General features: G+C 33.8%; 2 protein-coding genes and 1 pseudogene. All 3 read right to left on the minus strand.

What is annotated here, in order from left to right:
• Positions 1-155: 155 nt before the first annotated feature.
• Positions 156-1,370 (minus strand): RsmB/NOP family class I SAM-dependent RNA methyltransferase, encoded by a 1,215-nt coding sequence (locus AC061C_RS15335; protein ID WP_417943392.1) that lies wholly within the window; start codon positions 1,368-1,370, stop codon positions 156-158.
• A gap of 138 nt (positions 1,371-1,508) precedes the next feature.
• Positions 1,509-3,470, minus strand: coding sequence for a KUP/HAK/KT family potassium transporter (locus AC061C_RS15340; RefSeq protein ID WP_478291895.1), 1,962 nt, complete (start codon positions 3,468-3,470; stop codon positions 1,509-1,511).
• Between the two features lie 116 nt (positions 3,471-3,586).
• Positions 3,587-3,982, minus strand: a pseudogene (locus tag AC061C_RS15345) (hypothetical protein); the annotation flags it as partial.

Below are 3,982 nucleotides of genomic sequence, written 5' to 3' on the forward strand. Positions count from 1 at the left end.
GATTTCTATGAATGATTAATGAAATAGCAATTTAAATTCCAAAAATCAATTTTTTGATTTTATTAATAGCATAAAAAAACTCCAATTTTCAATATGAAAATTGGAGTTTTTTTATGTTTTGTAATTGGAATTATTTTTTCTAATTGAATTTTTAACTATTCTTTTCTCTCGAGCAAAGCCATATAGAATCCATCAAAACCACTTTCCGAAGCCAAAATCTTTTGATCTTTAATAAAATTGAATTGTTGACCAATTTCAGTTGTCAAGAAGCGCTGTACTTGTTCTTGATTTTCGGAGGGTAATATTGAACAAGTTGCGTACACTAATTTCCCGCCTGGTTTTACAATTTTAGAATAACTTTCTAAGACTTCCGATTGTACTTTACGAATGTTGTCAATAAATTCTGGTTTCAATTTCCATTTAGCATCAGGATTTCTTTTTAGAACTCCCAGTCCACTGCATGGTGCATCAATCAAAACTCTATCGGCTCTTTCATGAAGTTTCTTAATCACTTTTGTAGAGTCTATAATGCGGTATTCAATGTTGAAAGCACCGTCTCTTTTAGCTCTTATTTTTAATTGCTTTAATTTACTTTCGTATAAATCCATAGCAATCAATTGTCCTTTATTTTCCATTAAAGAAGCAATGTGCAAGGTTTTTCCGCCTGCACCTGCACAGGTATCTACAACACGCATCCCGGGTTTAACGTCAAGGAAAGCGGCAACTAGTTGTGAATTTGCATCTTGAACTTCAAAGAAACCTTGTTTAAAAGCATCAGTCAAGAAAACATTAGCTCTTTCTTTTAAAACCAAAGCATCTGGCTGGTTTTTCAACGTTTCGGTTTCAATATTTAAATCCATCAAGATAGCACGTAATGCTTCTCTCGTTGTCTTAAGCGTATTTACTCTTAGAATTACGCGTGCTGGTTGGTTTTGAGCTGCTATTTCAGTTGCCCAAATTTTTTCTCCTAATTCTTTAACTCCTAATTCATCCATCCAGTCTGGAATAGATTCTTTTAAAGCTCTTACTTTAGAAAGTTCATCAAAACGACCTTTTATTTTTCGTTCCGGTGTGCCTTCTAACTGGCGCCAATCAGGAATTGGGTATCCTCTTAATACTGCCCAAACAGAAAACATTCTCCAAAGATTATCTCTGTCAAAAGGTTCTTTTACTTCGGCTATTTCTGCGTATAATCTTTTCCAACGAACAATTTCGTAGATGGTTTCGGCAACAAACTTTCTGTCTGAGCTTCCCCAGCGTTTGTCTTTTTTTAAGGATCTTGCAACGACTTTATCTGCATATTCACCTTCGTTAAAAATGGCATTTAATGCGTCTATTGTGGTGTAAACTAAATTTCTGTGTAATCTCATTTTAAATAATTGAGGTGCAAAGGTACTATTAATTGATTTGAATGCTATATTTTAAATAATGAATGTTGTTTTTAAATTTTATAAGTAAAAAAAAACACTGTATAAATACAATGTTTTTAGTTTTTAATCGTCCGATTATTATTTTACTCTGGTCAAGCCGATTTTTTCAGGGGCATGTAGTACCATTGGAAATTTCTCAATTTTTACCGAGCTACTATCCAAACCAAACGCTCTTTCTTCGGATAAACTTAATTTTTTGATTAAGAAATAAGAGTTCATAATTATTTTTTCATGCCATCTTAAGTCACTATCGTTTGAAAGGAATTTTTCGGATAACACAAATTTAAAATCTCCTATAATATTGTTTTTATTTAAAGATTCATACCTACTTGTAATATCCATTTCTCCTTTTTGTACCATGTCTTTGATAACTTCCTTGAACATCAAGTTGATTTTTGTAGGTTCTCTAAATCCTAAATTAAAGTCTACTCGGTACAAGTCGTCTTTAACAATTTCGGTCACTTTATATTCTGTTTTGTACGGTTCAGTCAAAATATTTACGTGTACAAACCAATATATATCCGCTCTCTTTGGTCTTTTTTGCAGGATAGAATACATTACTTTTTCCTCGATTTCATCTGTTCTACTTGCATTAGTCATGTATACTAGGTGCGTCGCGTATTTTGGTATAGATAGATCAGCACTCAACTCAACAAGTACTTTTTTATAGTCCTCAATTTTAACAATTTTGGTGTAACTTTTATTAATTTTCTTGGCTAAGTACCAAATTGTCATTACTGATATCAAAGATAATGCAATAAATAGCGTCACATATCCGCCTTCGGCAAACTTCGTAATGTTTGCAGCAAGAAAACTAAATTCGATGATCAAATAAATAGTGATTAATGGCACAATAAAATATAATTTTACTCTTTTCATTATCAAATAAAAGTTCAATAAAATTGTGGTCATGATCATGCATAAAATGATGGCTAAACCATAGGCATGCTCCATATTGCTTGATTCTTCAAAGTGCAGTACAATTCCAACACAGCCTATAAAGAGCAGCCAGTTGATGGAAGGAATGTACAATTGTCCTTTTAATTCTGTTGGATATTTAATTTTAACTTTTGGCCAAAAATTCAGTCTCATTGCCTCATTGATCAATGTAAAAGATCCACTAATTAATGCTTGCGAAGCAATTACTGCAGCAAGAGTTGCAATTACAATTCCTATTGGTTGAAACCAGTCAGGCATAATAAGGTAAAATGGATTTCCATTTTTTCCACCAATTCCCTGCAACGTTTCTCCTTCGTGTTGCAATAGGTAAGCAGCTTGTCCGAAATAATTTAGAACTAAGGCAGTTTTTACAAATACCCAACTGATTCGGATATTTTTACGTCCGCAATGCCCCATATCGGAGTACAAAGCTTCAGCACCTGTTGTACATAGGAAAACAAAACCTAGAACAAAAAATCCTTCAGGATGGATGCTTAATAAATGATACGCATAATACGGATTGATTGCTTTAAATACCTCGAGATTTTGAGAAATCTGAGCGATTCCTAAAATGGCTAACATTCCAAACCAAATTAGCATCATAGGTGCAAAAAACTTCCCAACTAGTTTAGTTCCAAATTGTTGTATGGTGAATAAAATAAATAATATACCTATAACAATTGGTATTGTGTTGATATCCGGATAATAGGTTCTAATCCCTTCTACAGCCGAAGAGACAGAGATTGGTGGTGTTATAATTCCATCAGCAAGTAATGCACTTCCTCCAATAATAGCGGGAACAATAAGCCATTGAATTTTTGTTTTTTTTACTAAGGCATATAAGGCAAAAATTCCACCCTCACCGTGATTATCAGCATTTAAGGTGATAATTACATATTTAATGGTAGTAAGCAAAGTAAGTGTCCAAAATACAGCAGAAATTCCTCCTAACACAATATCGGTACTAATAATATGATCACTTAATATGGCTCGCATTACATACAAAGGAGAAGTTCCGATGTCACCAAAAATTATACCTAATGAAATCAATAATCCACCTAATGTCCATTTAGTATGGAGGTCTTTGTGCGCATTGCTCATAATTATTTTTTAAAAAACAGGTCAAATTTACACTTTTAAAATATATTAGCGCTTGTTTATGGCATAAAAAAAACACGGCTTTTATTGCCGTGTTTTGCGTTTTGAAAAAATTTATTTTAGGATTTCCTAGAGTCGTTTCTAGATGAATTTCCTCTTTGCGACTCGTTTCTTTGTGGAGCCGATTCTCTAGAAGAATTCCCTCTTGGTTGCGTTTCTGCTCTTTGTGGAGCCATTTGACCCGAAGATGAAGATCTGTTTTGAGAATAATCTCTACTGGAATTTTCTCTTTGTGGAGCTGCTTCTCTTTGTGGAGCAGTTCTGTTTTCAGTGTAATCTCTGTTAGAGTTTCCTCTTTGTGGAGCTGCTTCTCTTTGTGGAGCGGTTCTATTTTCAGTATAATCTCTGTTGGAATTTCCTCTTTGTGGAGCTGCTTCTCTTTGAGGAGCAGTTCTATTTTCAGTATAATCTCTGTTAGAGTTTCCTCTTTGTGGAGCTGCTTCTCTTGAAGGAGA

Source organism: Flavobacterium sp. GNP010 (genome assembly GCF_056428945.1).